At 71.9% G+C, this 26,122-nt stretch carries 18 protein-coding genes; 11 read left to right on the top strand and 7 right to left on the bottom strand.

Features of this window, described 5'->3' with window-relative positions:
• Window positions 1-132: 132 nt before the first annotated feature.
• The 5 genes from glmS to sepH form a co-directional block, all read right to left on the bottom strand.
• Window positions 133-2,001, bottom strand: coding sequence for a glutamine--fructose-6-phosphate transaminase (isomerizing) (gene glmS / locus J5V16_RS15680; RefSeq protein WP_208497373.1), 1,869 nt, complete (start codon window positions 1,999-2,001; stop codon window positions 133-135).
• Between the two features lie 281 nt (window positions 2,002-2,282).
• Window positions 2,283-4,208 carry an outer membrane protein assembly factor BamB family protein gene (locus J5V16_RS15675; protein WP_208497372.1) on the bottom strand — a complete coding sequence of 642 codons (1,926 nt, stop codon included), beginning with the start codon at window positions 4,206-4,208 and terminating at the stop codon, window positions 2,283-2,285.
• 73 nt (window positions 4,209-4,281) lie between these two features.
• Window positions 4,282-4,941, bottom strand: coding sequence for an RNA 2',3'-cyclic phosphodiesterase (gene thpR, locus J5V16_RS15670; protein ID WP_208497371.1), 660 nt, complete (start codon window positions 4,939-4,941; stop codon window positions 4,282-4,284).
• A gap of 331 nt (window positions 4,942-5,272) precedes the next feature.
• Window positions 5,273-6,577, bottom strand: coding sequence for an MFS transporter (locus J5V16_RS15665; protein WP_243901287.1), 1,305 nt, complete (start codon window positions 6,575-6,577; stop codon window positions 5,273-5,275).
• A gap of 273 nt (window positions 6,578-6,850) precedes the next feature.
• Window positions 6,851-7,870 (bottom strand): septation protein SepH, encoded by a 1,020-nt coding sequence (gene sepH, locus J5V16_RS15660; RefSeq protein ID WP_208497370.1) that lies wholly within the window; start codon window positions 7,868-7,870, stop codon window positions 6,851-6,853.
• Between the two features lie 222 nt (window positions 7,871-8,092).
• On the opposite strand from sepH, the gene J5V16_RS24530 reads away from it, so the two are divergent.
• Complete coding sequence (locus J5V16_RS24530; protein WP_208497369.1) at window positions 8,093-8,428, top strand: DUF2530 domain-containing protein; 336 nt, start codon at window positions 8,093-8,095, stop codon at window positions 8,426-8,428.
• Between the two features lie 55 nt (window positions 8,429-8,483).
• On the opposite strand, the gene J5V16_RS15650 is transcribed toward J5V16_RS24530, so the two are convergent.
• A complete protein-coding gene (locus tag J5V16_RS15650; RefSeq protein ID WP_208497368.1) occupies window positions 8,484-9,263 on the bottom strand; it encodes a DUF3027 domain-containing protein in 780 nt (259 codons plus the stop codon).
• Between the two features lie 195 nt (window positions 9,264-9,458).
• Here J5V16_RS15650 and mqnB point away from each other — a divergent pair, with 195 nt between their 5' ends.
• From mqnB to J5V16_RS15610, 8 genes are all read left to right on the top strand, one after another.
• A complete protein-coding gene (mqnB, locus tag J5V16_RS15645; RefSeq protein ID WP_208497367.1) occupies window positions 9,459-10,073 on the top strand; it encodes a futalosine hydrolase in 615 nt (204 codons plus the stop codon).
• A 2-nt stretch (window positions 10,074-10,075) separates the two neighbouring features.
• Window positions 10,076-10,942, top strand: a complete 867-nt coding sequence (locus J5V16_RS15640) for a 1,4-dihydroxy-6-naphthoate synthase (protein WP_243901285.1) — start codon at window positions 10,076-10,078, stop codon at window positions 10,940-10,942.
• 114 nt (window positions 10,943-11,056) lie between these two features.
• Window positions 11,057-11,455, top strand: coding sequence for a cold-shock protein (locus J5V16_RS25765; protein ID WP_208497366.1), 399 nt, complete (start codon window positions 11,057-11,059; stop codon window positions 11,453-11,455).
• Between the two features lie 264 nt (window positions 11,456-11,719).
• On the top strand, window positions 11,720-12,613 hold the full coding sequence (gene larE, locus J5V16_RS15630) for an ATP-dependent sacrificial sulfur transferase LarE (RefSeq protein WP_307792985.1): 894 nt from the start codon (window positions 11,720-11,722) through the stop codon (window positions 12,611-12,613).
• Window positions 12,614-13,398: 785 nt separating this feature from the next.
• A complete protein-coding gene (gene yidD, locus J5V16_RS25760) occupies window positions 13,399-13,572 on the top strand; it encodes a membrane protein insertion efficiency factor YidD (RefSeq protein ID WP_408612464.1) in 174 nt (57 codons plus the stop codon).
• Between the two features lie 10 nt (window positions 13,573-13,582).
• Window positions 13,583-13,804 (top strand): hypothetical protein, encoded by a 222-nt coding sequence (locus J5V16_RS15620; protein WP_208497364.1) that lies wholly within the window; start codon window positions 13,583-13,585, stop codon window positions 13,802-13,804.
• 166 nt (window positions 13,805-13,970) lie between these two features.
• Complete coding sequence (gene pulA / locus J5V16_RS15615) at window positions 13,971-19,631, top strand: pullulanase-type alpha-1,6-glucosidase (protein WP_208497363.1); 5,661 nt, start codon at window positions 13,971-13,973, stop codon at window positions 19,629-19,631.
• Between the two features lie 172 nt (window positions 19,632-19,803).
• Window positions 19,804-20,781, top strand: a complete 978-nt coding sequence (locus tag J5V16_RS15610) for a hypothetical protein (protein ID WP_208497362.1) — start codon at window positions 19,804-19,806, stop codon at window positions 20,779-20,781.
• A gap of 44 nt (window positions 20,782-20,825) precedes the next feature.
• On the opposite strand, the gene J5V16_RS15605 is transcribed toward J5V16_RS15610, so the two are convergent.
• Window positions 20,826-23,630, bottom strand: coding sequence for an AfsR/SARP family transcriptional regulator (locus tag J5V16_RS15605; protein ID WP_208497361.1), 2,805 nt, complete (start codon window positions 23,628-23,630; stop codon window positions 20,826-20,828).
• Window positions 23,631-23,792: 162 nt separating this feature from the next.
• Here J5V16_RS15605 and J5V16_RS15600 point away from each other — a divergent pair, with 162 nt between their 5' ends.
• A complete protein-coding gene (locus tag J5V16_RS15600) occupies window positions 23,793-24,464 on the top strand; it encodes a hypothetical protein (RefSeq protein ID WP_208497360.1) in 672 nt (223 codons plus the stop codon).
• Window positions 24,461-26,101, top strand: a complete 1,641-nt coding sequence (locus J5V16_RS15595; RefSeq protein ID WP_208497359.1) for a hypothetical protein — start codon at window positions 24,461-24,463, stop codon at window positions 26,099-26,101. Before J5V16_RS15600 ends, J5V16_RS15595 begins: the two co-directional genes overlap by 4 nt.
• The last annotated feature ends 21 nt before the right edge of the window (window positions 26,102-26,122 follow it).

Below are 26,122 nucleotides of genomic sequence, written 5' to 3'. Positions count from 1 at the left end.
CCTTCTGCCGATGTGCGGAAAATGACCGTTTCCGAGGGCAACGAAAACGGCCGGTACGGGCGTCCGCGCGCGGCTGATGTCCGCGCGCGGGGCCGCCCGTATCGGCCGTTCGGTCAGATCACAGCCGGGTCGCTACTCCACCGTGACGGACTTGGCCAGGTTCCGCGGCTGGTCGATGTCGCGGCCCATCGCGGTCGCGAGCTCGATCGCGAACTCCTGCAGCGGCACCGTGGTCAGCAGCGGCGCCAGCAGGGTCGGGGTCGCGGGCGTCTCGATCACGAAGTCCGCGTGCGAGGCGGTGATCGCGTCGCCCTCCTCGCAGATCGCGATGACCTTCGCGCCGCGCGCCTTCACCTCCTGGATGTTGGAGATGATCTTGTCGTGCAGGAGCGAGCGGCCGCGCGGGCTCGGCACGATCGCGACGACCGGCGTGCCGTCCTCGATCAGCGAGATCGGGCCGTGCTTGAGCTCGCCCGCGGCGAAGCCCTCGGCGTGCAGGTACGCGAGCTCCTTGAGCTTCAGCGCGCCTTCGAGGGCGACCGGGTAGCCGACGTGGCGGCCGATGAACAGGACGCGGTCCTTGCCGACGCTGCCGCGGGCCATCTCGCGCACCGGCTCGAGGTTCTCGATGACCTTCGCGATCTTCCCGGGCGAGGCCACGAGCTCGTCGAGGATCGCCGAGACCTCGTCGGCGTACTTGATGCCGCGCACCTGCGCCAGGTGCAGGCCCACCAGGTAGCAGGCGGCGAGCTGGGTCAGGAACGCCTTCGTGGACGCGACCGCGACCTCGATCCCGGCGCGCGTGTACAGCACCGCGTCGGACTCGCGCGGGATCGTCGACCCGACGGTGTTGGAGATGGCGAGGACGCGGGCCTTCTGGTCCTTCGCGTGGCGCAGCGCCATGAGCGTGTCCATGGTCTCGCCCGACTGGGAGATGACGACGACGAGCGTAGAGCGGTCGAGCACCGGGTCGCGGTAGCGGAACTCGCTGGCGAGCTCGACCTCGCACGGGATGCGCGTCCAGTGCTCGATGGCGTACTTGGTGACGAGCCCGGCGTGGTACGAGGTGCCGCACGCGACGATGAAGACCTTGTCGATGTCGCGGAAGTCCTGGTCGGACATGCGGACCTCGTCGAGCACGATCTGCCCGGTCTCGTCGATGCGCCCGCGCAGCGTGTCGGCGACCGCCTGCGGTTGCTCGTGGATCTCCTTGGCCATGAACGTGTCGAAGCCGCCCTTCTCGGCGGCGGCGATGTCCCAGTCCACGGAGTACGGCTTGCCCTCGGACGGCTGCCCGTCGAAGCCGCGCACGGTGATGCCCCGTTCGCGGTTGATGGTGACGATCTGGTCCTGGCCGAGCTCGATCGCCTCGGTCGTATAGGCGATGAACGCCGCCACGTCGGAGGCCAGGAAGTACTCGCCGTCGCCGAGGCCGACCACGAGCGGAGAGTTGCGGCGGGCGCCGACCACGGTGTCGGGGTCGTCGGCGGCCACGGCCAGGAGCGTGAAGGCGCCTTCGAGGCGCGTGCAGACGCGGGTCATGGCCTCGGTGAGGTCGCCGTCGACGGCGTACTCGCGGCCGAGGAGGTGGGCGGCCACCTCGGTGTCGGTGTCGGAGAGGAACTCGACTCCGGCGGCCTCGAGCTCGGCGCGCAGCTGCCCGAAGTTCTCGATGATGCCGTTGTGGATGAGCGCGATGCGCCCGTCCGCGGAGAGGTGGGGGTGGGCGTTGCGGTCGGAGGGGACGCCGTGCGTCGCCCAGCGGGTGTGCCCGATGCCGCACGAGGCCTCGAGCTCGCGGTCCTGCTCGGCGAGGACCGCCTCGAGATTGGCGAGCTTCCCGGCCTTCTTGTCGAACTCCAGGTACGAGTCGGCCGCCTCCGGGTTGTAGACGAGGGCGACGCCCGCCGAGTCGTAGCCGCGGTACTCGAGACGGCGCAGGCCGTCGATCACGACGTCGACGACGCTGCGCGCCCCGACGTATCCAACGATTCCACACATGCGAAGCACCCTACCCCAGTTTCGCGCATCACTCATGCTCGGATGACCGAGGACTGATCACGCTATTTGATCATTATCGGCGTTCGCGACCCGTTCACCGCTGCGACACCGGGCGTTCGCCCAGTTCGCGGCGGCAAGGATCGTGAACTCGGCTCGCGAAACCCGCATGGCGCGGGTCGCGAACCGCTCTCGCGACCGCCGCAGTGCGGACGTCGCGAGCCGCCCTCGCATGACCGCGCTCACATGACCGTCCTCATGGAGGGCGCCCATGCCCGAGCCGTTCATTCCACGACCACGATGCCGCGGGTCCCGTCCTCGTCCACATAGCTGACGGCCGCGCCCGTACCGACGGGGCTGAGCTGCGCGTCGTGGCACCAGTTCGCCGGGATCGACGTGCCGTCGTCCCGCTCGGTCGCGAACTCGACCTCGCTGGCCCGCCCCTCCGCGACCTCGTACAGGCGGCAGTCCGGCCGGTTCTGGTCGAGCGAGAGGTCGGCCGCGAGCATCGCCCGGTTGTCCGGCAGCACCGTCGCCCAGCCGCGCGCGACCTCCGGGTCCAGCGGCGTGAAGCCCAGCCGCACCGCCTTGCGGTACAGCCGCTCGCCGGTGTCCGCGTCGTACGCCATCGCGCCGAGCCACGAGCCCTCGCGGTCCTTCGCGCTGTAGCACTCGATGATCTGCACCGTGCGCCGCTCGCTGGCGGGGGCCTGTGCCTTCGCCTCGCCGCCCGCGGCCACGCCCGACGCGTCCGCGACCGTCGGCTGCGACAGGTACAGGGTCCCGCCGCACGCCGACGAGTTCGTCGAGCCGAAGACCTGGTCGGGCACCCGGAAATGCTCGACGCCGTCGGCGATCGAGTACGCGATGAGCTGGTGCTCGAAGCGGCGCGCCGAGAACGGCCCGTCCGTCACGCGGTGCTCGATGCGGCTGTCGATCACAATCGTGTCCTCGGTGACCAGGAACGATTCGGGGAGAACCACGGCGCTCCTGTCGATCTCCTGGTGCCATGCGGCCGTGCCGTCGTCGAGGTCGAACGCGAGCACGAGGTCGCGGGCCACGGACCGGTCGGGCGCGGGCATGCAGTCGGCGAGCACGAGCGCGCGCCCCGCGGCCAGCTGCGCGGCCGTCCCCTCGCACCCGTCGGGCAGCGCGGCCTCCCACGCCAGGCCGCCGCCGAAGTCGTACACGCTGAACGTCTCGCTCCGGTCCTTCGTGAACAGCAGCCGGTCGTCGGCGAGCGCGAGCAGGACGCCCGGGGAGCCGTCGAAGTCGGCCGTGCCGACCACGGACCCGTCGCGGGCGCTGAGGACGCGGGTCTGGAAGTCGCCGTTGTTGTCCGCGCGCGGACCGGTGAGCGCCACGAGGTCCTGCGCCTGCGACAGCACCGGCGGCTGGGAGGCGAGCCAGTTCCAGCGGCGGTGGTACCAGGTCGCGGCGCCCGTGGCGGGGTCGAGCATGGTGACCGCCTGCGGGGTCGGGTCGGCCGGGTGGTCGGTGCGCAGGAGCCCGTACGGCGTGTCGGTGAACCGCCCTTCGCCGGCGAGGTCGGCGAGGCCGTCCAGGCCCGGGTCGGTGGCGCTGCCGGTCGCGGCGGCGTCGCCCACGAGCACGTCCTGGTTCGCGAGCTCGGCCCAGCGCTGCATCGCCGGCGCGAGCGCCGCGGCGAGGATGACGATGATCGCGGTGGCGAGCACGGCCACCTTGCGGCGCAGCTGCTTCGGGGCCGGAGCGCGCCCGCCCGCGTAGCCTTCCACGACGAACTCCGAGAGCGCCAGGAGCCCGCCGCCGACCACGCCGAACACGTACGCGAGCGCGGCGACGCCCGCCCGGTGCGTGATGAACTGCCCCGGCCCGGCCTCGGGCATCGACGAGTAGACGATCCAGCCGGCCGCGGCCGCGAACACGGCCGTGAGGAGCGCCACGATGATCGTGCGCAGCCCGGCGTGGGTGGCGGCGGTGGCGATGACGACGGCGACGAGCAGGACCGACCCGACCGTCCCGATGATCATGTAGACGCCGGAGGACCCGGAGCTCGCGCCGGTGCCGAACGAGGCCCACACCAGCAGCACCGCCCAGCAGACCAGCGCGCTGATCCCGGAAGCGCGCAGGAACACCCGCGCGAGCGGGCGCCCGGACCCCTTGGTGCTGCCCTGGGTCGCGGAGGACGCGAGAGTCGAACGGCCGGTGCCGGAGGCGCTGTGGGACATGCCCTCTTTCTACCGGTCACCGCTGCGTGTAGCAGTGCTTTCGCGCAGATCGCGAGGCGTTTTCTCTTGGGCCTCAGCCGAGGGGCGCGACGGCCACCGGGGTGTAGAGCGGCTGCGCGCCGACCGGTCCCTTGCCGAAGTCGGAGCGGTAGAGGACGACCTCGTTCGCCGTCCAGCTCGGACCGTAGTAGCGGCGCAGGGTCAGCAGGTCCTGGGCGGCCTGCTGGTTGGTGACGCGGTCGCCGGGGCGGGCGAGGGTCACGTGCGGGCGGTACTGCTTCTGGTCGACCGGCAGGCCGCCGGCGATGAGCCCGGCGCGGACGCGGTGCACGAGGTCGACGAGGGCGGCGACGTCGCCGTCGAGCCCGGCGTAGACGACCGAGTAGCGGCCGCGGCCGAACCGGCCGCCGCCGGAGACGCACAGCCGCATCGGCGCGGACTCGCGCGCGGCGGCGGCGATGACCTCGGCGGTCTCGGCGCAGCGTTCGGCGGGGACCTCGCCGAGGAAGGAGAGGGTCAGGTGCCAGTTCTCGGAGCGGACGAGCCGCGTTGAGGGGGTGCGGCGGCCGGTCGCGCCAGGGCGGCTGGGGGCGCCGCGGCGGGCGATGTTGAGGTCGGCGACGACTTCGGCGAGGTCGGCGACGGCATTGTCCGGCAGCGGGAGCGCGGCGAACAGGCGCTCGGTGCGCACGTGGGTCGCGGCCTGCGGGACCGCGGTGGCGGAGGCACTCACTGGATTCCCTCCAGGGGCTCTACTCGGGGTCAGTGACACGCGCTGCGGCGAGAGGTGTGTCGTCGCGGCGTGGTCGGGGCTGTCACGATGTGATCCATCCTCGCAGGATGCCACACGGCTCATTCAGTGAAATCCCATGGGACGGGACAGTAATTTCGTCGGAGTAACACTTCTGTTCACGCCTGATGCGGTGGAGGCGCAGGAGGTTACGGGTATCGCGGGATCTCTCGGACAAGCCGTGCGCGGCGCGGGCGACGTCTTTCAAGAAGTGGGAATCGCCGGATAACAGTGAATGAATACTCGGCGGCGTCTCGGTACGTCTTCGTCCGTTTCAGGGTAGGGCACGCGCGCCAGTCATGGCCGCCTCGGTCTGCGGGCCGTCGAGGGCCGCGATCGTCAGCGCGGCGCGGCGCTTGAGCTGGGCGCGCTTGGCGAGGGCGAGCGCGGCGGGCGTCGCGATCCCGACGAGGCCGCCGAGCCACAGGCCGGCGCGGGCGCCGTAGACCTCCATGAAGACGCCGACGATCGGCGCGAACACGGCGGTAGAGCCGAGGAAGACCAGCATGTAGAGGCTGAGGACGCGGCCGCGGAAGTCGGCGCGGACGCCCATCTGCACGCGCTGGTTGGCGGCCTGGGCGTAGAAGACCATGGCGAATCCGGTGGGGGCGAGGAGGACCATGGCCGACCACAGGGAGGGCGCGAAGCCCACGAGCAGCGTGCCGACTCCGAGGAGGGCGGAGGACGCGAGCATCGTGTTCAGGCTGGGGCGGGTGGAGCGGCGGCCGGAGGCGAGCGCCCCGGCGAGCGCGCCGACGGCGAGCGAGGTGAGCAGGAGGCCGTAGGAGTCGGCGCCGGTCTCGAACTCGGTGCGGGCGAGCATCGAGAGGGTGAGCGCGAAGTTGAAGGTGAAGCCGGAGACGAGGAGCGAGCAGAGGAGGACGGCGATGATGTCGGGACGGGCGGCGGTGTAGCGCAGGGCGTCGCGGATGCCGCCGGCGGCGGTGTCGCGGCGGACGGGGTTGGTGAGGCTGCGGCGCAGCAGGACCGCGCAGGAGAGGGCGGGGCCGAGGAAGATCACCGCGCATACCGCGATGACGGCGCCGGTGGAGGTGACCGCGATGAGGAGCCCGGCGAGCGCGGGGCCGGCGATGCGGCTCATGTTGAAGATGGCGCTGCCGAGGCCGACGGCGTTGGGGAGGGCTTCGCGGTCGACGAGCTCGGAGAAGAAGGCCTGGCGGGCGGGGCCTTCGACGACGGACACGGAGCCGAAGGCGAACATGCCGACGTAGACCATCCACAGTTCGATGTGGCCGGTGAGGACGACGGCGGCGAGCCCGGCGGTGACGGCGGCGGAGCCGAGGGAGCACAGGAGCAGGACGCGGCGCTTGTCGAAGCCGTCGGCGATCTTGCCGCCTTGGAGGCCGAAGAGGAGATAGGGGCCGAACTGGAGGGCGAGGGTCCAACCGAGGGCGGTGCCGGAGTTGCCGGAGAGCTCGAGGACGAGCCAGCTGACGGCGGTGGTCTGGAGCCAGAACGCGAGGGTGCCGAGCAGCTGCCCTCCTGCGTAGATGCGGAAGCCGGGGTAGGCGAGCGCGCGGAAGGTGCGGTGCAGCTGGCTGATGATGACCGGGGACATTGCATGCAACGATAACTACTTACCGGTCGGCAAGCCAGTAACCGTGACCGACTTCTCGCAACCCGGGCGCGGCGGAGGCGCGCGGCCGCGGCACGAAAAGGGCGGGCCGCGACGGCCCGCCCTGAGGCGTACGGGTGGCCCCGGGTACCCGCCCAGTCCCACCCTCACCACTACCAGCGAAAAAGGACAGCGTCCCACAGGGGTACGACAACGGCCCGCGTTCGAACCGAACGCGGGCCGTGCTCATGTTCTGCGCGCGCGCAGGCGCGCGGGCTACTTGTTGTCAGCGGATCCGAAGAGGACGTCGTCCCAGCCCGGGAGCTGGTTGCGCGGCTTGGAGCCGGCCGCGGCGAGGGGCGGCGTGTTCATGTCGTCCTCGGCGGCCGAGCGCTTGCCGGGGCGCAGCACCGCGAGCGACGGCACCTCCGGCGTCTCGCGCTGCTCCGGGGCGGACGTGCCCGGCAGGCCCAGCTGCGAGGTCCGCTTGCCGCGCCCGGACATGTCGTCGAGCGGGCGCTCGAGCACCTCGCGCAGGCGGTCGCGCCGGAGCGGGTCCGGGTGCGAGGCGGCGTCGTCGTCGCGCAGGCCGTGCATCGGGTCGCGCGAAGGCCGCACCGGGTCGCCCGGGCGCACCCCGAGCTCCGAGACCGCCTCCTGGTGACCGGCCACCTGCTGCGGCAGCGGCGTCGAGAGGAACTGCGCCATCTCGTCGTCCGGCGTCACCGTCTGGCGGGCCCGGTCGAGCTTCCACCGCGCCCGCGCGGTCGTCTTGCCCGACGACCACGACGCCTGCACGAGCCACGAGCCGTCCTCGGTGCGCCACGCGTCCCACGAGACCGCCTCGGGGTCCACCCCGTGCGTCCCGAGCTTCACATCGACCACATTGGACATGCGCTCGCCGCGCTCGGACGTCGCCAGCCGCGAACGGCGGGCGGCCTGGGCGAGCATCGCGCGCTCCTGGAGCACCGGCCCGGCGTAGCGCAGGACCCGGTCGACCGCGACCTGTGCCGAAGCGGCGATGTCCTCGGCGCTCTCACCGGCGCGGATGCGGGTCTGGATGTCACGGGGGGAGAGGCTGACGGCGGCGGGGCGCTGCGGCGCCGGGCGGCGGTTCACCTCGGGCCGGCTCGACGCACCCTCTACTTTGGCCCGGAGGGCGTCGCCGCTCTCGGGGACGTCGACGACGGCGGCGACGCGCTCGTCGATAGGCAGGGCGAGGAGCCTCCCGAGTTCGTCGGCGAGCACCAGCGCATGACCGTCCTCTGAGAGGGCTACGAACCGTACCGGCCTCATGCCTTTCCACCCCTCGCGTGTCGTCTGTCAGCGCCGCATCGCCAGCTCATCCGAGCGTACGCCCAACCCTACCGGCGGACCACAACCGGCGGGGTGCCGATAACGGATCGCCTTCGCCGCAAGCCGTCCGGCGGCGGCTTCGGTCCGCCCGCGCCGACGCGACGGCGCTTCATGTCAGCGTGACCGATTGTCGCAGGCACTGACGCAGCGTACATTGGCAGCGTGCCCACCGACGGAACTTCCCAGCCTCCGGCGTCGTCCGGCTCGTCGGCGTCCCCTCGCGAGGCGTACCAGCGGGTCAAGCGGACCCCGGACCTCCCCGCCCCCGAAGCGGTGAAGATGCGGATGGCCCCGATCGCCGCGATCGGCACTCTACTGTGGGCGGTCGCGCTGGTGTTGACGCAGATCTTCCGCGAGGACCTCGCCGACGCGGGCCGCGAATGGTGGGGCGCCTGCGCCCTCACCGGCGTGGTCATCGGCCTCCTCGGCACCGCCGGGATGGCGGTGGCCGACCGCAGGCACTTCCGCCGCTCCAAGCGGGAGCCGGAGCAGCAGTAAGCAGTGGAGTGACGCCCGGACGCCGAGCGGCCGGGCCGTTTCGCGTCCCCGCCGGTTAGAGGAGCTCGGAACCCTCGTCGTCGTAGATGACCTCGGACTTCTCGACACCCTGCGGGGTCGTGTCGACGAACTCGCTGATCTGCGAGTGGGCGCCGCAGCCGTGGTCGGCGGAGACGACGCGGGCGTCCTCGGAGGAGTACAGGTTCGCGCAGGCGCCGAAGGCCAGGCGCATCGAGCCGGCCAGCGGCAGGAAGAACCCGCAGGTGCCGCAGCGCGCGGGCGCCGGGGCGGCCTCGGCGATGGGCGCGTGGGGGCCGCGGTCGCCTTCATACCAGCGCTGCGCGGTCTCGGCGCGGCCCTCGCGGTTCATCACGCGCTCGCGGCCGAGGCCGAGCTCGAAGGTGATGTCCTCGACGGCGTCGTCGTCGGAGAGCTGGTAGGCGGGCATGAGGCGGTCGTCGTCGTCCTCGGTGGGGAGGACTTCGCCGGTGCCGACCTCGCCGCCCTGGAGGCGGTCGGCCCACGGGACCCAGGTCGGAGAGCGCAGCGCGTCCGGGCCGGGCAGGAGCGCGGACTCGGAGACGGTGGCGACGCGGGCGCGGGGCGCGCGGGTGAGCACGACGGCCCAGCGCCAGCCGCGGTACCCGGGCAGGGTGCACTCGAAGTAGTGGGTGACGACCCGCTCGGTCTCGGCCTCCACGCCCAGGTGCTCGCCGATCCCCTCCCCGGCCTCCTCCGCGGCCTCGCGGGCCAGGTCGAGGGCGTCGGCGAGGACCCGGTCCAGGCGCGGTTTGCGGCTGCGGGTCTTGGCGGCGGCGGCAGAGGTGTCAGGCACGCTTTCAAGCATAGGTCAGCTCGGGCCCGCACCCTGCGGACGGTGCACCCGGTGGGGAGCGGAATACACCACACTCCGCTGCTGGACGGCACGGAATTGCCGTACCCCCCTCGGTCGCGGCGGTGCGGTGGGCGAGGCGTTCGCCACGGGTCCGGCGCCGCCCGCCTCCTGCGCGCGCCCGGTAGCTTTGAGGCCATGCGAATACTCGTCGTGTGCGCGGTCCCCGAGGAAGCCCAGGCCGTGGAGGCCGGGCGCTCACTCCGCCACGAGCTGGACGTCCTCGTCTGCGGCGTCGGCCCGGCCGCCGCCGCGGCCGCCACCGCCCGGACCATCGCCGAGAACAGCCACATGGGCCGCGCCTACGACGTCGTCGTCAACGCCGGCATCTGCGGCGCGTTCCGCGGCAAGGCCCGCATCGGCGACCTCCTCATCGCCACCGACTCCGTCGCCGCCGAGCTCGGCGTCGCCCTCCCCTGGCGGTTCCAGCCGATCGACGAGATCGGCTTCGGCACCAACCGGATCGGGTGCAACACCGTCCTCACCGTCGCCGTCGAGGGCGTGCGCGGCGAGATCCTCACCCTCGCCTCGATCACCGGTTCCGACGGCCTCGCCGCGAACCTCGCCCACCGCTACCCCGACGCGATCGGGGAGGCCATGGAGGGCTTCGGCGTCGCCACGGCCGCCCAGCAGGCCGGGCTGCCGTTCGCCGAGATCCGCGCCGTCTCCAACTACATCGGCGACCGCGACGTCGAGAACTGGGACTGGAGCTCCGCCCTGAAGACGCTCACCACCGGCATCCGGGAGCTGTAGGCATGGCGGCACTCGGGACCCCGTTCGACCTCGACCAGGATCCGGCCGGCGCGCTGCACCTGGCGCACTCGCCGTGCCCCAACGACACCTTCATCTACCACGCGTGGACCTCGGGCCTCGTCGACGGACCGGCGACGCGCCTGACCTTCGCCGACATCGACGTCACCAACACCGCTTGCGCGCGAGGCGAGTTCGACGTCGCGAAGGTCTCCTACGCGGCCCTGCCGTACCTCGGGGACGAGTGGCGGCTGCTGCCCGCGGGCGGCGCGCTCGGCCGCGGCTGCGGCCCGCTCGTGCTCACCGGTGACGGGGCCGCGGTCGGCGACCTGGCCGGGAAGCGCGTCGCCGTGCCGTCGGACCGCAGCACCGCGTTCATGCTCTTCAACCTGTGGCTGCGCGACCTCGGCTCGCCCGAGGTGGCATGGGAGGTCGTGCCGTTCGACCAGATCATGCCCGCAGTGCAGGGCGGCCGCTTCGACGCCGGGCTCGTCATCCACGAGGCCCGGTTCACCTACCGCGAGTACGGGCTGCGGTCCCTGGTCGACCTCGGCGAATGGTGGGAGGGCAGCACCGGCTGCCCGATCCCGCTCGGCGCGATCGTCGCGAAGTCCCATCTCGACACCGACGCGATCACCGCCGCGATCCGGGCCTCGCTCGATTACGCGTGGGCGGACCCTGAGGCGAGCCGCGCCTATGTGGCCGAGCACGCGCAGGAGATGTCGGACGAGGTGTGCCGCATGCACATCGACCTGTACGTGAACAAGTTCTCGCGGGACCTCGGCGTCGAAGGGCGCGCGGCGGTCGAGCGGCTGCTGGGCGGCGCGGCCGAGCTCGGGCTGGTCCCGAAGCTCGAGATCCCGCTCCCGTAAAGCGGGCCGGGGTAGTCGCCCCGTCACCCGAGCGTTCCATTCCGTCCGGTTCGTGTCAGGCTAGGCTTGACGGACTCATCAGTTCCCTCCAGACGAGAAGTTCGAGGTTCAGCGGTGCCCAGTGGTCGAGTGAAATGGTTCGACGCCGAGAAGGGATTCGGATTCGTCTCCCGCGATGACGGCGGCAAGGACGTGTTCGTGCACCGCGACGCGCTGCCCGAAGGCGTCGAAGAACTCGCCAAGGGCACCAAGGTCGAGTACAGCATCATCGACACGCGCCGCGGTGTCCAGGCGATGGGCCTGCACGTCGTGGCCGCCCCGCAGGCCGGCGCGGCCCCCGCGGCCGAGACGCCGAAGCGCTCGCCGGAGGAGCTGAACAGCCTGCTGCAGGACATGATCGGCGTCCTCGAGCAGCAGATCATGCCGCCGCTCTCCCGCGGCCGCCGCCCGGACCGCAAGACCGGCGCGAAGATCGCCGAAATGCTCCGCGCCGTCGCCGGCGACCTCGAGTAGCGGAAGCGGCTCCCGGGCGCCCCTCGCGGCCGCCCGACGTTCGCGACGGGCACCGGGCACGAGACGCCGGTCCTCCGCCGGATCGCACACTCCGGTGCACCATCGCCCGGCGGCGACCGTCGCGTCGGAATCCGAGCGTTCCTCTTGAGCCGCTTGGTGTCGCACCTTGCTGTCAGGGTTGTTGACGGGGGCCCATCGGGAGGGACATATCCGGAATGCCCGCAGAAAACGGTCCCCCTCGCGCGGCGGGATAGGCTCTGTGAGGTGACCTCCCAGGCCCAGGCGACTCCCCAGACGACCGACTCCGCCGCGTCCCCCGCACCCACCGGCGGCGAGCCGGTGGAGGCGCTGCTCGAGCGGCTCGCCGCGCTGCCGTCGCTCATGGTGGCGTTCTCCGGCGGCGCCGACTCCGCGTTCCTCCTCGCGGCCGCCGTGCGGGCGCTCGGGCCGGAGCGCGTCGAGGCCGCGACCGCCGTCTCGCCCTCCTTGCCGCGCATCGAACTCGAGCGCGCCCGCGGGTTCGCGGCCCGGCTCGGGGTCGCCCACCACGCCCCGGCCACCGACGAGCTCGCGCGCGAGGGCTACCGCGCCAACGCCGGGGACCGCTGCTTCTTCTGCAAGACCGAGCTGATGAGCGTCGTCGCGCCGCTCGCCGCCGAGCGCGGCATCGCCGCGATCGCGACCGGCACCAACGCCGACGACCTCCGCGCCGGCTTCCGGCCCGGCATCCGCGCCGCCGCGAACGCGGGGGCGCTCACGCCGCTGGCCGACGCCGGGCTCAGCAAGTCCGAGATCCGCGCCGCCTCGCAGGCGTGGGGCCTGCTCACTTGGGACAAGCCGGCCGCGGCCTGCCTCGCGAGCCGCATCGCCTACGGCGTGGAGGTCACCGCGGGCGGGCTCGAACGCGTCGCCGACGCCGAGGAGGCGCTGCGGCGCGCGCTCGCGCGCGCGTCGATCCCGGTGCGGAACCTGCGGGTACGGGACATGGGCGGCGACACCGCCAAGGTCGAGATCGACGCCGAACTGGTGGCGGCCGTGGCCGGACGGCCCGAGGTGCTCGCGGCCGTCGAGGGCTTCGCCGAAGTGCGCCTGGACGAGCAGGGCTTCAGGTCCGGGGCGATGAACGAGCTGCTGCCGAACCCCGAGCGGTACCGCTGAAAGCGGATCGCTGAACGAATTGCCCCGGGCGCTGCGCGGGGAACGGCCGGACGTCGGCGCTGATGAAGGCGATGGCACGCAGGGAATATCAGGATATTCCGGAAATGTTCCGCGCGATGGCCCCCCGTCGACAACCCTGACATCAAGGTGCGACAGCAAGCGAGACAAGAGGATTGCTCGGGATGGAGAGTGCCCGGTGAGACGGGCCAGCGGCGATCGTCAGTGGAGGATGAGTCCGAAGACCCGTCTCACCGGGTTCCATAACCCCTCGGGAACCCCTCATTCCCCGAGGCCCCAACCGTGGGACATGAGTCTGAGCGCGCCCTGAACCGTCCCTGGCAATTCCCTGATACAGGGGTGTTCCCCTCATAACATGCGGTGTGCGTCCTTTTGCGGCGGAGCGCCGTTAACCATCCCCAATCGACATCTGGAAGCGGCCCGATCCGCGTTGATCCCCCGAGCTCCGGGAGCGGGCGCGGTTCGGCGTGTAGAACGGTCCTGTGGAGGTTTCGGGCTGCGCCAGCGCCTACCAGCCGGGGTGTTCGGCCGGTTGCGGCGCACCGCTGGCCGCGTCCTGTGATCCGGGCGGGCCGTGCAACGCGTGCGCTGCGGCGTGCGGCGGGGCGACCGATCCGGGACCGTTTCATTCGTTCGCGCTGGCGCTGTTGGGGTTCGGGCGGTTGACGCCGGAGCGGCTGGCCGCGGCGGAAGAGCGGCACCGGCCGGGGGCGCGGCGGTTGGGGTTGCGGCTGATCGCGGGATACCGGCGGTGGTTGTCGCCGCGGATGCGGGTGCAGTGCCGTTTCGTGCCGAGCTGTTCGGGTTTCGGGTACCGGGCGGTGTCGCGGTACGGGCTGTGGACGGGCGGCCGGCTGGCGCTCGGGCGGGTGCTGCGGTGCCGTCCGGGGGTGACTCGAGGCACGCGTGATCCGGTGCCCGGTTCGAGGGGCGACCGCTAGAATCCGGCGCATGAGTGACTCGAACATCGCCAGCCCGTCCGACAACAACGCGGTCAAGATCCGCAGCCGCGCCGTGAAGCCCGGTCACCTGGAGGTCGGTGAGTTCACCTCCGGGCACATCGGGGCGTCCTCGCCGTTCGGCACGTCGTCGTTCCCGCTGCCGGCGAGCGGCATCCACTACGAGTACACCGGCCCGGTGGCGACGCGCGTCCTGGAGGACGAGCGCCACTAGGCGTTTCGCGCGACCGCGAAGCACGTCCGCAACGGATTACCAAGACGTTGTAAGAAAATTTCATAGGTGGTATGTTCTTGCGCACACGGGGTGTGCGTCTCGTCGTGCACTCGTCACGCCGCGGCGCGCGCCCCGTCCCCCGTCCAACCCCGGAGGAAGAAGCGCAATGCCGCGTACCGCCCGCATAGCGGCGGGAGTGCTGGGTTCCGCCCTGGCACTGACCGCCTGCACCAACCCGCCCCCGGGCGACGACGGCTCGTGGAGCGACGAGCCGACCGATGCCCAGCTGGCCGCCCTCGCCACGACCTCCGCCGACGAGGCCGAGCAGTTCTACTTCGTCATGACCGACCGCTTCGCGGACGGCGACGCCTCCAACAACACCGGTGGGCTGCAAGGCGATGCGCTCGCCACCGGCTACGACCCCACGAAACGCATGTTCTACCAGGGCGGCGACCTCGCCGGCGTCGAGCAGCGGCTCGACTACATCGAGGGGCTCGGCACGACCGCGATCTGGCTGACCCCGGTCGTCGTCAACCAGCCCGTGCAGGTCACCGCGAACTGGAGCGGCGCCGGCTACCACGGTTACTGGGGCACCGACTTCACCGCCGTCGACCCGCACCTCGGCGACGACGCCCAGCTCCAGAGCCTCATCGACGCCGCGCACGAGCGCGGGATCGAGATCTACCTCGACGTCGTCGTCAACCACACCGCCGACGCCGTCGAGTACGCCGAGGGCGCGAACACGTACGTGGAGAAAGAGGGCTCGCCGTACTCGGACGCCGAGGGTCGTCCGTTCGAGGACGCGAACTACGCCGCATCCGACGAGTTCCCCGAGGTCAACGCCGACTCGTCGGCTTACACGCCGGTGCTCGAGGACCACGAGGCCGACCTGAAGTCGCCCGAGTGGCTGAACGACCCGACCATGTACCACAACCGCGGCGACTCGACCTACGCCGGCGAGTCCTCCACGTACGGCGACTTCTCGGGCCTGGACGACCTGTGGACCGAGCGCCCCGAGGTCGTGGACGGCTGGATCGACGTCTACTCGGACTGGATCGCCGAGTCCGGCGTCGACGGGTTCCGCCTCGACACCGTGAAGCACGTGAACCTGGAATTCTGGCCGCAATTTCTTGCAGGGATCGAGGAGGCCGCCGCCGCGAAGGGCGTCGACTTCTTCGCGTTCGGCGAGGTGTACTCCGGCGACCCGACCGTGACGAGCCCGTACGTGCGCCAAGGCGGCCTCGACGCGGTGCTCGACTTCGGGTTCCACGGCGCGGCCACCGGCTTCGCGTCCGGCACCTCCGGGGCCGACGGCCTTGCGAACGTGTACGCCTCCGACCCGCTGTTCACCGCGGACGGGACCGACGCGCTCGCGATGCCCACGTTCGTGTCGAACCACGACATCGGCCGCGTCGGCCGCACCATCGTCGAGACGGCCGATGAGTCCACCTGGACCGACCGGGCCGTCCTCGCGCAGCAGCTCATGTTCCTCACGCGCGGCCAGCCGGTCGTCTACTACGGCGACGAGCAGGGCTTCACCGGCTCCGGCGGGGACGACTACTCGCGCCAGACCATGTTCGCGTCCCAGGTCGGCGAGTACCTCGACGACGAGCTGATCGGCACCGACGCCACCCACGCGGTCGACAACTACGACACCTCGCACCCGGTCTACCAGGCCATCGCCGAGCTCTCGCAGCTGCGCGAACAGCACCCGGCGCTCGCCGACGGCGTCCAGGTGACCCGCGCCTCCGAGAACGGCGTGTTCGCGTTCTCGCGCATCGGGTCCGCCGAGGGGGTCGAGTACCTGGTCGCGGTCTCGAACTCGACTTCTGCGCAGACGGTGAGCATGGAGACGTACTCCGACTCGTTCACGCCGATCTACGGGGAGGGCTCGATCGAGGCTTCGAGTGGCGGCGCTTCGATCACCGTGCCGCCGCTTTCGGCTGTGGTCTTCAAGGCCGACAACGCGATCGACGGCGGGGACGCACCCGGCGTGAGCCTCGCCGTGGACGCCGAGTCCGCGACCACCGCGTACGTCGACGCCGAGGTCACGGGCGACCCGCTCGCCCGCGTCGCGTTCGCCGCCTCCGTCGACGGCGGCGACTGGACCTACGTCGGCACCTCGCCCGGCCCGGACCACCGCATCGCCTACGACCTCGACGGCCTCGCTGGCGGCAAGAGCGTCGAGTTCAAGGCCGTCGTCGCCGACCGGCAGGGCCGTACCGCCTCCGCGCTCGCGACCACCACGGTCGCCACGCCCGACCAGGCCGGCGGGTCCCTCGACTGGGCCAACGTCCACTACGACGGCGACGCCGCCAAGTGGGGCCTGTACGCGTGGGGCGACATCGCCGAGTCCTCGCAGACCACCTGGCCCGAGTCGAACGCGTTCGCGGGCGAGGACTCCTACGGGTCCTTCGCGTCGCTGCGGCTGGGCGAGGACGCGGCCTCGGTCGGGTACCTCGTGATCGACGGCGAGGGCAACAAGGACTACGCCTCCGACCGCGCCTTCGACCCGAACGCGACCCCTGAGATATGGCTCAGCGCCGGGTCCGGGGACGTGGCCCACTCGCTCGCCGAAGCGAACGGGTACGTCACCGTCCACGCCCCCGCAGAGCACATTGACGGCTCGCAAGCTTCGCCGAAGGCCGGCACCGACTGGGGCCTGCACCTGTGGGGCGACGCGCTCGCCGACGGGGTCGCGACCGGATGGGACGCGCCGCGCGCGCCCGACGGGACCGACGCCTGGGGCGAGTACTGGCACGTGCCGGTGGACGACGTGAACGCCGACATGGGCCTGATCGTCCACTCAGGAGATACGAAGCTGTACGACTCCGACGTCCTGTTCAAGCCCGCCTCGCTCGGCGAGACCTGGGTGACTTCCACTGGGGCGCACGCCTCGCAGGCCGCCGCCGAGGGCAAGGCCGTGATCCACTACCAGCGCCCCGACGGCGACCTCGACGGCTGGACCCTCCACACCTGGGAGGGCGCGGCGAACCCGACCGACTGGAACGCCGGGCTGCAGCCCGTGCGCACCGACGCCTACGGCGCCGTGTACGAAGTGGACCTCGCGGACGGCGCCGAGGCCCTGTCGTACCTCCTCCACCGCGGTGACGAGAAGGATCTCCCCACCGACCAGCGCCTCGACTTCGCCGAGTACGGCCAGGAAGTCTGGATCACCGCCGCCACGCCCGGCTACGTGCGTCCCGCCGGGGCGTCCACGGGCCGTTCGCACGAGCTCGACCTCGCTGCGGAGCAGGCGGTCTGGCTCGACGGCGACACGATCGCCCTGGATGTGGAGTCGACCGATGGGAAGGTCTTCGAACTGCTGGCCAGCGCGGACGGGTCGATTGCGGTTCAAGACGGCGCTTTGACCGGGGACTTCGAGACGATCGGTCTCACCGCCGCGGGCGGTCTCACCGAAGCGCAGCGCCGGGCGTGGCCGCAGTACTGGGGCTACCAGGCGTTCAAGGTGAACGCGGACGGCGACGCGATCCGGGAGGCCCTGCGCGGGCAGCTCGTCGCGGTCGAACGCGACCACACCGGGGCGGCCTGGTACGCCACGGGCGTGCAGACCGCCGGGGTGATCGACGCGGTCTACGACGATGCCCTGAACGCGGACCTCGGCGTGACGTGGAAGGGCAAGAAGCCCGCGGTCGCGCTCTGGGCGCCCACGGCGCGGTCGGTGAGTCTCGAGCTGTTCGACTCGCCCGATGACACCGAGCCGAGCGTGCACGAGATGGAGTTCTCGGAGCGGACCGGCGTCTGGTCGGTCAAAGGCGGCAAGGGCTGGGACCGCAAGTACTACCGGTTCGCGCTCGAGGTGTGGCACCCCGCTTCGCAAGCGGTGGAGTCGTATTCGGTGACCGACCCGTACTCGGTGTCGCTCGCGGCGGACTCGACGCACAGCCAGATCGTGAACCTGGACGCCGCCGACCTCAAGCCGGAGGGCTGGGACGGCGAGGACGCGCCGGCCGCGGTCGATCCGGCCGCGGCGCAGGTGTGGGAGCTGCACGTCAGGGACTTCTCGATCGCCGACGAGACGGTGGACGAGTCGCTGCGCGGCACCTATGCGGCGTTCACGCAGGAGGACTCGGCGTCGGTGCGGCACTTGGCGGAGCTGGCCGAGGCCGGGCTCACCCACGTGCATCTGCTGCCGACGTTCGACATCGCCTCGATCCCCGAGGCGAACCAGGCCGCTGTGGACTGCGACCTGGACGCGATGGCGGCGGACTCGGCCGAGCAGCAGGCCTGCGTCGGGGCCGTGCGCTCCGAGGACGCGTTCAACTGGGGCTACGACCCGCTGCACTTCAACGCGCCTGAGGGCTCGTACGCGACCGGAGCCGATGGGGCGCAGCGCATCCTGGAGTACCGGGAGATGGTGCAGGCCATGCACGGGCTGGGCCTGCGCGTGGTGAACGACGTCGTCTACAACCACACGGCCGCCTCGGGCACCGCCGACAAGTCCGTGCTCGACCGGATCGTGCCCGGCTACTACCACCGGCTCGACGCGGACGGCGAGGTCTACACCTCGACGTGCTGCGCGAACACCGCGACCGAGCGGCCGATGTTCGACAAGTTCATCGTCGAGTCGACCGTGCTGTGGCAGGACGCCTACCACGTGGACGGGTTCCGGTTCGACCTCATGGGCCACCACCCGAAGTCGAACCTCCTTGCGGTGCAAGCGGCCTTGGACGAGGACATGCTGCTGTACGGCGAGGGCTGGAACTTCGGGGAGGTCGCGGGCGACGCCCTCTTCGAGCAGGCCACGCAGGTGAACATGGCGGGCACCGGGATCGGGACGTTCAACGACCGGATGCGCGACGCCGTGCGCGGCGGCGGCCCGTTCGACGCCGACCCGACCACGCAGGGCTTCGGCTCGGGCGCATGGACCGACGACAACGACGGCACCGCCACGGACGCTGAACTCGCGGCGCTGCTGCACGCCCAGGACCTCACGAAGCTCGGGCTCGTCGGCAACCTCGCCGGCTACGAGTTCACCGCCGCGGACGGGACCGCGACGACCGGCGCCGGCCTCGACTACAACGGCACCGGCGCCGGGTACACCGCCCAGCCCGGCGAAGCGGTGAACTATGTGGACGCGCATGACAACGAGATCCTGTTCGACGCCCTCGCCTACAAGCTGAACGGGGACGCCACCGGGACCGAGCGGGCGCAGATGCAGGTGCTGTCGACGGCGACCGCGGTGCTCAGCCAGGGCACCGGGTTCTCCACGGCCGGAACCGAAATGCTCCGGTCGAAGTCCCTCGACCGCGACTCGTACGACTCCGGCGACTGGTTCAACGCCATCCGCTGGAACTGCGAGGGCACGCCCGGGTTCGGGACCTCCAGCAACGGCTTCGGGGCCGGACTCCCGCCGCAGTGGACCTCGGAGGCCAAATGGCCCTATGCCGAGGACGCCATCGCGGCGGTGGACCAGCCCTCGTGCGAGGACATCGAGCTCGCGAAGCAGCGGTACCTGGAGCTCCTGCGGATCTCGTCCTCCACGTGCGCGTTCAGCCTCGGCGACGCCGACGCGGTGGCCGAGCGGGTCTCGTTCCCGCTCGCAGGTTCGGACGAGACGCCTGGCGTGATCACGATGCGCATCGACCTCGAAGGCCTGGACGACGCGTTCGAGACCGTGACCGTGGTGTTCAACGCCGGCCCGGAGGCGGTCGCGCAGACCGTCGCCGACGCGGCGGGTTCGGGCGCGGCGCTGCACCCGGTGCTGCGGGAATCCGCGGACCCGGCCATGGCCGGCGCCTCGTTCGACGATGCGACCGGGACGTTCACCGTCCCCGGCCGGACCGTGGCGGTGTTCACGTCCTGAAGTAGTGATCCGCTAACGAAACCGCTCTTGACAGGGCGGGAATACTAGGGATTAGTTTCGAGATCCCTGAAGCCGGGGCGGGCGCGGCACCCGTCCCGGTTTAGCGTCTCCAGGCCGGAAGGCGACCGAACGGAGGGGGACAGCCGAAGCGGCTGCCGGATACGATCGAACCATGACGTACCCCCCGCAAGACCCCGCCGGCCAGTACGGGCCTTCCCAACCCGGCGCGCAGCAGCCCGCGGGAGGCTACGCCCCCGGCCAGGCCGGACCCGAGACCTACGCGACCACCCAGTTCCCCGGCCAGCCGCCGTACCCCGGCCAGCCCGGGAGCCAGCCGTACCCGCAGTACGACCCGAACGCCGCCTACCAGGCGCAGTACGGCCAGTACGGGCCGCCGCCCGTCCAGGCCACCACCAAGAGCAGCGCGGGCACCGCGATCCTCGTCATCGGCGTGGTCCTCTTGATGGCCGTCGGCGCGTTCGGCGGCTACTACTTCCTCGGCAACGGCGACGACGAAGGCCGGCTCAACGCCGACGACGCCACCGTCGAAGACACGCCCGGCGGCGGCGAAGGCGAGACCGGCGAGGACGACGGCGGCCAGGACCCCGAGGCGCCACCCGTGCCCTCCGGAACCCACCTCACCGTGCCCTCCCTCGAATCGGTCACGCCCATCCCGGGCGAGGAATGGCAGTACGCGGCCGGCCCCGGCGTCGCCTCCGAGCCCCTCACCGACGCCGAGATCTACCAGATCCAGCACACCGAGAGCTGGATCTCCTTCTTCGGCGTCGGCCTCTACTCCGGCGCCGCCGCCGTCTACGACCCCGCCGACCTCAACGCCAGCGCCCTCAGCGCCTCCGACGTCTGGCTCGGCGACGGATTCTCCACCGTCGAGGGCTACCAGAAGAGCGAGATCACGTACACGCCCGTCGAGGTCGACGGCCGCCCCGGCGTCCTCGCCGAATGGCGCAACTCCTGGACCTCCTCGCCCGACACCACCGACCTGTACGAGGACACCGCGATCCTCGTCGTCGACGTGGACGGCGTCAACGGGTTCATCGGCATCGCCAGCGTCTCCGAAACCGGTGCGGCCCTGTACGACCCGGCGATCGAAGCGCTCCTCGCGACCGACTTCGGCGCCGAGACCGCCTGACTCGCAGGCATTTCGGGCCGCGCCTTCGGGCGCGGCCCTTTTGGCTACCGGCTCGAGGCGGCGAGCTTCCCGCGGATGCGCTCGAGCTCCCAGCGGACCCCGAACTCGACGCAGGCGCGCTCGGCCTTGCGCCACTCCGCGGCCGCGGCCGCGAGGTCCCCGCGGGTCTCGAGCACGTCCCCGACCAGTTCGCTCACGAGCGAGACGCTCAACGGCAGGCCGAAATCGGCGAGCAGCGACGCCGCGAGCGCGTACCGCTCCAGGGCCTCCTCCAGGCGGCCTTCCTTGTGCGCCAAGAGACCGAGCCCGAGCTGCGAGTTCGCGACGGCGGGCACGATTTCGAGCGCTTCGCTGACGGCCAGCAGCTTCTCGAAGACCGCCCGGCCCTCGTCGAGGTCGCCCAGCAGGAGGCTGTGCCAGCCGGCGACCCACTCGGCCCGGTACTCCCAGAAGCTGTCGCCTGACGCCCGGAAGTGCGCGCCGGCCTGGCGGGCGAACGCCACCGCGCCCGCGTCGTCGCCGCTGCGGGCGGTCAGGATGCAGTGCGCGAAGCACACGAAGCCCTTCGCCCACGGCTGCTCGAGATCGTCCGCCATCGCCATGGCGCGCTTGAGGTGCATGTCGGCCGCCGTCTCGTCGCCGAGGAACATCGCGGCCGCCGACAGGTAGCCGAGCGAGACGACCTGGCCGAACCCGTCGCCGGTGCGCTGCGCGGCCGCGAACGCCGCCGACTGGGTCTCGAACAGCTCCTTGCCGACGCTGCGGTCCGTCAGGTACCCGGCCATGCACCAGCCCAGCCGCCACCGGTTCACGTCCCCGCCCGGCAGCTCCGGGCGGCGCAGCAGCCCCAGCAGGACCTCGCCTTCGGTCGTGAACCAGGCCGCGGCCGCGCGCGGGTCGGCGATCGGCTCGCGCAGCACGCCCGGACCGGGCTCGCCCAGGTCGACGCCGTCGCCGCGGAGGCCGATGAGCGTGTCGGCGGCGCGGGCCGAATGGATGAAGTAGTCGACCAGGCGGGTCTCGGCCGCGTCCCGCTCGGCTGCCTCGACCTCTTCGGTGATGCGTTCGGCCGCATAAGAGCGCAGCAGGTCGTGCATGGTGTACCGGCCCTCGCTCGGCTGGTCGACCAGGTGCACGTCCGCGAGCTCGTGCAGCGCCGCCTCCGCGTCGGCGGCCGGCAGGCCCATGAGGCTCGCCATCCCAGCGACCGTGACCTCCGCGCCCGGGTGCAGCCCGAAGAGCCGGAACGCGCGCGCCGCGCGCGAACCCAGGGCCTGGTAGGAGCAGGCGAACACCGATCGCGGATCCGATGCGGGATCGGAGGAGGCCAGCACCCGGAACACGTTCGTCGTCGTGTCGAGCCGGTCCGCGAGCGACGCCAGCGAGAACTGCGGATGCGCCGCCGCCCACGCCCCGATGAGCGTCAGCGCCAGCGGCAGCCGCCCGCACGAGGCGACGATCCGCAGCACCGCCCGCTCCTCGTCCATCGCCCGGTCCATGCCGATGCGCCGCACCAAGAGCGCCCACGCGTCCGCGTCCGAGAGCAGCTCGAGCGGGACCGTGTCAGCGCCCTCGGTCGCATCGAGGCCCGCGAGGCGGTCGCGGCTCGTGACCAGCGTGAACGAACCCGGGGCGACCGGCAGGAGCGGGCGCACCTGCGCCGCGTCACGGGCGTTGTCGAGGACGACGAGGACGCTCCGCCCGGCGAGCACCGTGCGGTACAGGCCGATCCGCTCGTCGAGCCCCGCCGGGACCTGATGCGCCTCCACGCCGAGCGCCACGAGCGCCTCGCCGAGCACCGCGGCCGCGTCCGCGCCTTGGGCGAGCGGGTCGAACCCGCGCAGGTTGAAGTACAGCTGGCCGTCGGGGAAGCGGTGCGCGATCCGGTGCGCCCACGACACCGCGAGCGCCGTCTTCCCCACCCCGCCCATACCGGTGATGACGGCGAGCCCGGCCGCGCCCTCGGCCGCGGCCAGATGCCCGTCCAGCAGCCGCAGCTGCCCGGTGCGGCCGGTGAAGCGCGTGTTCGCGCGCGGGAGCATAGCCGGGACGCGGCGCGGGAACGGCGCTTCCGCGACGAGCGGCGGCGCGCCCGGACCGGCCTGGGGCGGGCCGTCGCGCAGGATCGCGGTGTGGAGGTCGCGCAGGGCCTGGTCGGGGTCCGCGCCGAGCTCGTCGGCGAGGCGCTCCCGCAGGGCCGCATACGCTTCGAGGGCCTCGGCGGTGCGGCCGCCGCCGTGGAGGGCGCGCATGAGCAGGGCGGTGAAGCGCTGGCGGGTGCCGTGGACGGCGACGATCTGGCGCAGCTCGTCGACGACCTCGGCGGCGCGGCCGAGTTCGAGGTCGAGGTCGATGCGGCGTTCGAGGAGGGCGAGGCGGTGCTCGTCGTAGCGGCGGCGGATGCCGTCGACGGTGGCGCCGGAGAGGTCGGCGAGGGCGGGGCCGCGCCATTCGCCGAGCGCGTCGCGCAGGGCGGCGACGGCCTCCTCGAGGCGGCCTTCGGCGCGCAGGGCGCGGGCGCGGTCCTCGTTCGCTCTGCAGCGCAAGGTGTCGAGCTCGTCGGCGGCGACGCGGAAGCGGTAGGCGCGGCCGACGGTCTCGACCCGGTCGCGGGCGGCGCCGAGCTTGCGGCGCAGGACGCCGACGGTGTTCTGCACCTGCGTCTCGGGGTCCTGGGGGATGTCGAGGCCGTAGACGGCGCGCACGATGCTCTCGAGCGGGACCACGCCGTTCGCCTCGTCCAGGAGGATCGCGAGCACTGTCGCGGTGTTCCCGCGCGGGATCGCGACCGGCGCGGCGTCGACTCGGAGCTCAAGGGGCCCAAGCAGACGCACGTCGAGGTGGGGCATGTTTCCGCCTTCGATCCGGACCGGGACAGGGTTGGCCCCAGTGTCCCACAACGCCATAAGCCGCGCATTCCTCAACGCCGCGGCCGGGCATGACCGATCGGTGACCGATCCGTGAGCGCGGCGGCGACGATGCCCTCCACAGCACTTGAGGAGGCAAGCCCCATGAACCGGATCGAGATCCCCGAGGACTACGAGGACCGCCTGGCCGCCGGCCGCCACGCCGCCGCCCGGCTCCCCGCCGGGGCGGTGCGCGACGGCGTCGACCGCGCCCTCGATGCGGCCCCCGAACGGGAGCGGTACGAGCGGGCGGTGGACCTGGCCGAGCGGGCCGAGGGCCTCACCGAGGAGTTGGCGCGGCGCGGCTTCGACGGCACCGACGCGGACCGGGTGGCGTGGCTGCGCCTCGACTATCTGGGGCGGCTGCAGTCCCTGGCGTTGAGCCCGACCATCGACCGGTTGAGCAACCCGGCGGTGGCCGACGCGATCCAGGCGGCCTGGACGGCCGCGGAGGCGGCCCGCTCGGAGTACGTGCTGGTCCTCGAACGCGCCCACGCCGACCTCGTGGGCGCGCGCGTCCCCGACCGGGGCGGCGACGAGCTGCGCGACCGCATCGCCCGCAGCTCGCACGAGCGGTTCGAGCACACGACCGATGACGACCTGTGCTCCGCCGAGGTCAATGTGGAGGGGCGGTTGACGGAGTTCAAGTTCCTGGTGCCGAACGCGACCCTCGACACCGAGTGCGAGGACCTTTCCGTCCAGGCCACGGCGACCATCCAAGCGGCCCAGGCGAAGGCGATCGCGCGTCTCGGCGAGATCCTCGAGGCCGGCCGGTGACCGGCGGGCGCTTCGGGCGCGGGCCGGGACGGCGCTGGAACGCCGCGCTGCTCAACCTCTCCGGGCTCAGCCTCGGCTTCTTCTACCTGCGGCGCTACAAGGCCGCGGCAGGGTACCTCGTCGGCACCGCGCTCCTCGTTTGGATCTTCGGCGCGGGTGCGGCCGCGGGCAATCCCGGGTTCGGGCTCGCCGTCGCGGTGCTGTGGCTGTCTTGGATGGCATGGCGCGCTTGGAGGATCGGCGACGCTCCCGCCCCCGGTCCCGCCACGGACCTCGAACTACCGCTCCTCAGCCGGATCAACAAGGACTCGCTCGACGACGACTTGGTCGAGCGCGCCGACGCGCCGCCCGCTCCTCCCGTCTCCGATCGCCGTCCTTGGACGGCGACCGCGGTCGCCGCGGTCCTGCTCGCCGCGCTCGTCACGGGCGTGCTGGCCATGCGCGGCGCCGCGAACGGCGCGTTCGAAGCGGCGCAGGCCGCGCACGAGACCGGCGACTGCGTCGCGGCGGAGGGCCATTACGAACGTCTCGACCTGGGGTTCCAGCTGTCGTTCAGCGGCGTGCTCCCGCTGGCCGCGGAGGGGCGGAAGCAGTGCGAGGCGCTGACCGCGGCGCGCGCGGCGGCCGCCGAGGGCGACTACGACCTAACGGTGGAGGCTTACGAGGCCTATCTCGCCTTCCCCGATCCGCCCGGGAAGGCCGCCGCCCGCGCGGAACTGTCCGAGATCCACCTCGCCGAGGCGGTCGCGCTGACCGAGGACGGATACAGGACCGTCGTCACCGACCTCACCGCAGCGATCGGCATCTACGCGACCCTCGCCGCCGACTTCGGCGACACGGGTGCGGGCGCGGCGGCCCCGGCGGCGGTGCAGGCCCTCTACGACGACGGCGTGACGGCCGCTGAGGCGACCGGCAAATGCGAGCCGATCGACTTCCTCGGCTACTTCCAGCGCAGCGGCTGGGCCATCGCGGCCATGGACGACGCCGCCACGGAGCTCACCGCGGCCGCCGTGGAGGACGCGACCGCGCGCCTCCCGGGCCTACTGTTGGACTGCGGCGAGGACGCGTTCGCCGGCGGCGACCGCGTCCGGGCCAAAACCCTGCTCAACGAGTTGATCGCCGACTTCCCCGACGACCCGAACATCGCTGCGGCGCAAGCAATCCTCGACGACATCGCCGCCCAGGAGGAGCGGGAGGCCGAAGAGGCGCGCCAGCGCGAAGCCGAGGAGGAGGCCGAGCGCGAGCGCGAGGCGGAGGAGGCGGCCGAGCAGGCCCGCATCGACGAGATCCGCAGCGAGATCGACGAGGCGAGCGGCGGCGGCGACAACCTCGCCGACCCCGATCCGGCCGGTTCGACCGGCGGAGGCATGGAGCTCAAGATCGGGAACGCGTCCGGTTACACGCTCGAGATCCTCTACGACGGGCCCGAGACCGGGAGTTTCACGATCGGCGGGTGCAGCGACTGCACGGGCCAGTGCACCGACGGCTGGGCGGTGTGGGAGACCGTGTCGCTGCCCGCGGGCGAGTACGAGATGGTCGTCAAGGCCACGGACCCTTACGTGACGCCGTACTACGGGGTCTGGGGCCTCGATTCTGGCACCGCCTACCAGGAGTGCTACTACATCGAGTCCTATTGAGCCGCAAGGGTGGCCCGGCGC

This window comes from Glycomyces niveus, assembly GCF_017592475.1.
GTDB classification, from domain to species: Bacteria; Actinomycetota; Actinomycetes; order Mycobacteriales; family Micromonosporaceae; genus Glycomyces; species Glycomyces niveus.
Note: the sequence above shows the minus strand (reverse complement) of the source record. Positions and strands in the feature narration are given on the sequence as shown.

What these genes read in the sequence shown, in the direction of transcription:
- mqnB (WP_208497367.1), top strand. Translation starts at nt 9,459, where the DNA reads ATGCGAATACTCGTCGTGTGCGCGGTCCCCGAGGAAGCCCAGGCCGTG.
- J5V16_RS15620 (WP_208497364.1), top strand. Translation starts at nt 13,583, where the DNA reads ATGAGTGACTCGAACATCGCCAGCCCGTCCGACAACAACGCGGTCAAG.
- J5V16_RS15675 (WP_208497372.1), bottom strand. Translation starts at nt 4,208, where the DNA reads ATGTCCCACAGCGCCTCCGGCACCGGCCGTTCGACTCTCGCGTCCTCC.
- J5V16_RS15640 (WP_243901285.1), top strand. Translation starts at nt 10,076, where the DNA reads ATGGCGGCACTCGGGACCCCGTTCGACCTCGACCAGGATCCGGCCGGC.
- sepH (WP_208497370.1), bottom strand. Translation starts at nt 7,870, where the DNA reads ATGAGGCCGGTACGGTTCGTAGCCCTCTCAGAGGACGGTCATGCGCTG.
- glmS (WP_208497373.1), bottom strand. Translation starts at nt 2,001, where the DNA reads ATGTGTGGAATCGTTGGATACGTCGGGGCGCGCAGCGTCGTCGACGTC.
- yidD (WP_408612464.1), top strand. Translation starts at nt 13,399, where the DNA reads ATGCGGGTGCAGTGCCGTTTCGTGCCGAGCTGTTCGGGTTTCGGGTAC.
- J5V16_RS15600 (WP_208497360.1), top strand. Translation starts at nt 23,793, where the DNA reads ATGAACCGGATCGAGATCCCCGAGGACTACGAGGACCGCCTGGCCGCC.
- J5V16_RS15610 (WP_208497362.1), top strand. Translation starts at nt 19,804, where the DNA reads ATGACGTACCCCCCGCAAGACCCCGCCGGCCAGTACGGGCCTTCCCAA.
- J5V16_RS15605 (WP_208497361.1), bottom strand. Translation starts at nt 23,630, where the DNA reads ATGCCCCACCTCGACGTGCGTCTGCTTGGGCCCCTTGAGCTCCGAGTC.
- J5V16_RS15665 (WP_243901287.1), bottom strand. Translation starts at nt 6,577, where the DNA reads ATGTCCCCGGTCATCATCAGCCAGCTGCACCGCACCTTCCGCGCGCTC.
- pulA (WP_208497363.1), top strand. Translation starts at nt 13,971, where the DNA reads ATGCCGCGTACCGCCCGCATAGCGGCGGGAGTGCTGGGTTCCGCCCTG.